At 72.4% G+C, this 5,003-nt stretch carries 5 protein-coding genes; all 5 read right to left on the bottom strand.

The window, feature by feature from the left end:
* Positions 1–58: 58 nt before the first annotated feature.
* The 5 genes from dtd to Pma05_RS15960 all read right to left on the bottom strand — a co-directional run bounded on the left by dtd (position 59) and on the right by Pma05_RS15960 (position 4,781).
* Positions 59–481: a D-aminoacyl-tRNA deacylase gene (gene dtd, locus Pma05_RS15980; RefSeq protein WP_203858212.1), complete on the bottom strand. Its 423-nt coding sequence runs from the start codon at positions 479–481 to the stop codon at positions 59–61.
* A 5-nt stretch (positions 482–486) separates the two neighbouring features.
* Positions 487–1,971, bottom strand: coding sequence for a DUF7782 domain-containing protein (locus Pma05_RS15975; RefSeq protein ID WP_203858211.1), 1,485 nt, complete (start codon positions 1,969–1,971; stop codon positions 487–489).
* 101 nt (positions 1,972–2,072) lie between these two features.
* Complete coding sequence (locus tag Pma05_RS15970; protein ID WP_203858210.1) at positions 2,073–3,323, bottom strand: CPBP family intramembrane glutamic endopeptidase; 1,251 nt, start codon at positions 3,321–3,323, stop codon at positions 2,073–2,075.
* Between the two features lie 490 nt (positions 3,324–3,813).
* On the bottom strand, positions 3,814–4,002 hold the full coding sequence (locus Pma05_RS15965) for a DUF397 domain-containing protein (RefSeq protein WP_203858209.1): 189 nt from the start codon (positions 4,000–4,002) through the stop codon (positions 3,814–3,816).
* The gene (locus Pma05_RS15960; protein ID WP_203858208.1) at positions 3,999–4,781 is read right to left on the bottom strand and encodes a helix-turn-helix domain-containing protein; all 783 of its coding nucleotides are present in this window, start codon (positions 4,779–4,781) and stop codon (positions 3,999–4,001) included. The genes Pma05_RS15965 and Pma05_RS15960 overlap by 4 nt, the downstream gene beginning before the upstream one ends.
* Positions 4,782–5,003 lie beyond the last annotated feature (222 nt).

The raw sequence follows: 5,003 nt of genomic DNA, 5'->3' as shown, positions 1-5,003 counted from the left end.
CCCGTTCTGCTGAGGCGACCCGACACCGTCGACCCGCCGGACCGGCGTGGGTCGGCGCTCACAGCTCCAGCAGCACCGTGCACGGGCCGACGTTCACGCTCTCGACCAGCATGTGCGCCCGGAACCGACCGGTCTCCACCTTGGCACCCCGCAGCCGCAGCGCCTCGACGAACGCGGTCACCAGCGGCTCGGCCACCTCGGCCGGGGCCGCCGCGCCCCAACTGGGCCGGCGGCCCTTCCGGGCGTCGCCGTAGAGGGTGAACTGGCTGACCACCAGCACCGGCGCCCCGACGTCGGCGGCGGACCGCTCGTCGTCCAGGATGCGTAGCTCGTGCACCTTCCGGGCCATCGTCTCGGCGGTGCCGGGGGTGTCGGCGTGGGTCACCCCGAGCAGCACCAGCAGGCCGTCCGAGACCGCACCGACCACCTCGCCGTCCACCGTCACGCTGGCCCGGCTGACCGTCTGCACCACCGCCCGCACGACGGTCAGTCTGCCACGGGTGCCAGGACGCCGCGCTCCACCAGGTGCGCGATGATCGGCCCGGCCGCGTCGGCAAGGTCCTCCGGGGGTACGTCGTGCGCCAGCGCCAGCACCGCGAGCTGCTCGCGCAGCGGCACCTGGCCGCTGGCCCCGCCGACCAGGGCCAGCACCAGCGGGTCCACCTCCTCGGTCCAGCGCAGCCCGTGCGACTGGACGAGAACCTGCCGGTCCACCGCCCAGCCGTCGTCGCCCATCGACGCCTCCTGGCGCAGCTTCAGCCCGTCGACCGCCCGGAACCGGGTGGCCAGCAGCGCCTCGTCGTCCCGGCCGCGCAGCCAGTCCTGCCGGTCGAACCAGGCCGCGATCTGCTCGCCCATCGGCGGCTGTACGGCCTGCCGCAGGTCCTCGACCCGTACCACCGGATCGGGGTTGCCGCCCCGGCGCAGGTTCACCACGCCGAAGCCGATCGCCTCCACCTTCTGCGCGTCGAACCAGTCCAGCCAGGCTGCCACCCGGTGCGGGTCGGCCGCCTCGCTGGCGTCGGCCAGCCACAGGTCGACGTACGCCATCGGGTCGGCGACCTCGCGCTGGATCACCCAGGCGTCCAGGCCGGTACCGGCGAACCAGCCGGCCACCCGCTCGCCCCAGTCCTCCCCGGCGACGTGCAACCAGTTGGCCAGGTACTGCATCGTGCCGCCCTCGGTGAGCAGTCCCGGCGCGGCGGCGGCCAGTTCGGCGGCGATCCCGTCGCCGACCCGGCCCGAGTCGCGGTAGCTGTGCGTGGTGGTGCCCGGGCCGACCACGAACGGCGGGTTGCTCACCACCAGGTCGAAGCGGCGACCGGCCACCGGGCTGATCAGATCGCCCTTCAGCAGCTCCCAGGAGCGTCCGTTCAGCGCGGCGGTGGTCGCGGCGAACCGCAGCGACCGGTCGGAGACGTCGGTGGCGGTCACCGAGCGGGCGTGCTCGGCCAGGTGCAGCGCCTGCACGCCGCTGCCGGTGCCGAGGTCGAGGGCGCTGCCGACCGGGCGCCGGACGGTCGCCCCGACCAGCGTGGTCGTCGCCCCGCCGATCCCGAGCACGTGGTCGGCGGCGAGCGGCTGGCCGGGCCGGGCACTGGCCGGTACGTCGGAGAGGACCCACCAGGTGTCGCCGTACGGCTCCAGGTCGACGCCCTGGCGCAGTCCGTCGCCGACCCGTTCGAGCAGCCCTCCGGCGAGCGCGTCGGCGAGCGGCAGCGGGGCGAAGGCGGCCCGTACCGCCGCCTCCGGCTCGGTCTGGGCGCAGACGAAGAGCCGCATCAGGGTGGCGAGCGGGTCCCGGTCCTCGGTGACCCGCAGCGCCGCCCGGAAGTCGTTGCGGGCCAGTCCGCTGGTCGCCGCCGGGCCGAGCCGGTCGGCGATGCCGCTCGACGTGTAGCCCGTGCTGGTCAGTGCCGTCCGGAGCTGGTCCACCCCAGCCGGGGAGAGCAGCATCTCGTTCCCGTCCACGGCGTCCATCCTGCCCGCCGGTCGGGCTGGACCGAGCCGCACCCCCGCAGTTGGCGGCCCGGAACCACCCCGTCGGGTGTAACCGGTCGGGACAGCCGGCGTCAGCCGACCGGTCCGATCGGCGTTTCCCCAGCTCTCGGCGGTTGCGCCGGCTCCGGAACGGCCGGCGCCGGATACCCGGACCCGGGCGCCGGATATCCAGATCCGGGGAGCGGGTGTCCGGGTGCGGCGAGCGGGTGTCCGGGTGCGGGGGCCGGGTGTCCGGGCGCGGCGAGTGGATGTCCGGGGGCGGCGGCCGGGTGTCCGGGTGCGGCGAGTGGATGCCCGGGCGGGGCGAGTGGATGTCCGGGGATGCCGGTCGGGTATGCGGGCATCGAGAGCGGATACCCGGGAATCGCAGTCGGATATGCCGGTGCGGTTGCCGGTGGCGGGGCCGGGCGCTCGGGTGCGACGGTCGGCAGTTGGCGGCGGCGGGCCAGCCAGAGCACCACGACCACGTAGCCGGCGTGCACCAGCAGGCTGACCACGAACATCTCCCAGGGGCTGTCCGCGGCCGTCTCGTCGCTGGCGAGCTGGCCGAGGGCCGCCGCGCCGACGAACGAGATCAGGTTGTTCACCACGTGCAGCGCGACCGCCGCCTCCAGGCCGCCGGTACGGATGGTCAGCCAGCCCAGTACGCCACCCACGACCGCCAGGTCGGCGAAGCCCCATCCGGTGCCCCAGCCGTGGGCCAGCGCGAAGAGTACGGCCTGGAGGGAGATCGCCGGCCACGGTGTCCGGAGGAACGCACCGACGCCCTGCAACAGCCAACCCCGGAAGACGTACTCCTCGGCGGTGGCCTGCAACGGCACCAGCAGGAGCAGCAGGACCAGCGTGCCGAGGAAGCCGGCCCAGCCCGGCCAGCCGGTGCCGGCGTCCTCGCCCTCGTCCAGCCCGCCGGTCAGGGCGAGCAGGCCGAAGCTGCCGCCGAGCAACAGCAGCACCGCCGGCACCGCGACCAGCGCACACCAGCCGAGCCAGCGCCAGCGCAGCCGGCCGAGTACCGAGGAGACCGTACCGGCCGGACGGGCCTGCACCCAGCGCGCCGCGAGCAGCACGAACGGCAGCGCGGCGGCGATGCTGACCAGCAGCAGTGCGAGATCGCCCAGCGTGCCCAGTGCCGGTAGGCCGTCCGGGCCGGTCGGTCGGCCGGCGAGGGTGGCGATCGCGGTGCCGACGCCGATCAGCAGGCAGAGCACCAGCAGGGTGCCGCCGAGGATCAGCAGGGTGCCGAGCGGTGGACGCCACCAGCGGTGCCGTTCGGTCCGGGCCAGCCGGTGATAGGGGGTACCCGGCGCGGGTGCGGTTGTCATGGGGCCAAGCGTGCCCCGTCGACGCTAACGGGACATCGGCCGGGCCGCCGAACCGGCACCAGGCCCGGCGGCATAACCCGAGCCGGCCCGCCGGGCCGCGCCGGCCCGATCGTCGTACCGTCATGGGACTGGTCCGGAACTGGCTGTTGCCGGCGGTGCTGGCCGTGGCGCAACTGGCGTACTGGCCGGGTGCCGGACTGCTGACCGGCCGGTGACCCGTTTACCCGGCTCGGGTGCCGGGCCGCCTCCTGGCGGCCGGCCTCTGAGGTGACGAAACCCCCGGCCCCGGGTACCCCGGGCCGGGGGCTTTTCGGCGTTCTGCGGCCGGCTGGCCCGGCCCGCTGGTGCCGGGACTCCGGTACCGTCGGCGCCATGTCGGACCGACCTAGCGTCATGGTCGTTACACGCCGTACGCCCGGACAGTCGGGGCCGCCCTGTGGGACCGTCGCCAGCTCGGCCCGGTGCTCAACCGTGTGGTCGCGCGGAGAAGCTAGACGCTCTTCGCCAGGCTGACGAACGCGCGCCAGGCGGCCGGGCCGAAGGTCAGCGTGCCGCCATCCCGGTCCTTGGTGTCCCGGACCAGGACGACGCCGGTGAGGTTGTCGGCAACCTCTACGCAGTCCCCACCGGACTGATTGCTGCGGTTGGACTTCCGCCAGCTCGGGGAGTCGGTCGTCATCTCTCATCCACCATCTTCAAGATCAGGTCTCTGGACTGATCGCACGGCAGTGCGACTGCCGTAATAGCCTGCCACGTCCGGTCGAGGACGGCCACGCGGGTCGGTTCGGCGAGGACTCGACCCTCGTAGAAGTCCTCCAGGTAGCCGACCATCCCTCCGCCGAGCATCGTGCCCAGGGCGAACGACCCCGAGCGGCCCGCGTGCAGCCCGGCTTCGTCGGGAACCACGTAGACGAAGACGTTGGCGCGGGCGCCCGCGTCGGCCAGGTGCAGCAGTTGATCCTTGGCGATCTCGGGGTGCCCGCACCGCAACGCGGATTCATCCAGGATGAACGCGCAAAACGGCGGGTCATCCCGATCAAGGATCGCGCTCTGTCGTTCCATCCGGTAGTCGAGCCGGGACGCAATCTCTTCAGCGGTCAGCGTTCCCGTGCTGGCGAACAGGGCTTGCGCGTACGCCTCTGTCTGGAGTAGCCCGGGGACCAGGGTGGCTTGGAAGTAGCGGAGCATCGACGCCGCGTCTTCAACGTCTCGCCACGGTCGGAACCAGTTCGGGGCTTGCTTCCGGTTCGCCCTGGCCTCAACGGCCAACTTCTGAAGCTCGTTTCCGGTTCCAAAGTAGTCGTCAAGGGCGACTGCCGTTTCCGCCCGAGGGACATGACGAGCAGTCTCAAAGGCTGCGATCAAGGACTTGCTGACCTGCACCGCGTCGGCTACCTGATCTTGAGTAACCCCACGCTCGGCCCGCAGTTCCTTGAGTCTTGCCGGGAGATTACTCATGTTCAGCGCCTCTCTTAAACCGGCCAGGGGTCGGAGTATCCACGTTTACTGTTGTCCGAATATCTTCCGTCACCCCTGCCCGGCCGTCCAGGGTGGATGGCAGACGGAGGAGCCATTACAGCGGCCCGCTTCAACATGCCGGGGGCGTGGCCCGCAAGATCCGCCCCGATGGTGGGTCGTCTTTCCGTCAACGGGGGCGGTTGCCCGTACGGGACACGGGCA

The sequence above is a fragment of the Plantactinospora mayteni genome (assembly GCF_016862935.1).
Taxonomy (GTDB): domain Bacteria; phylum Actinomycetota; class Actinomycetes; order Mycobacteriales; family Micromonosporaceae; genus Plantactinospora; species Plantactinospora mayteni.
The sequence above is the reverse complement of the archived record's forward strand: the minus strand, read 5'-3'. Positions and strand labels throughout refer to the sequence as shown.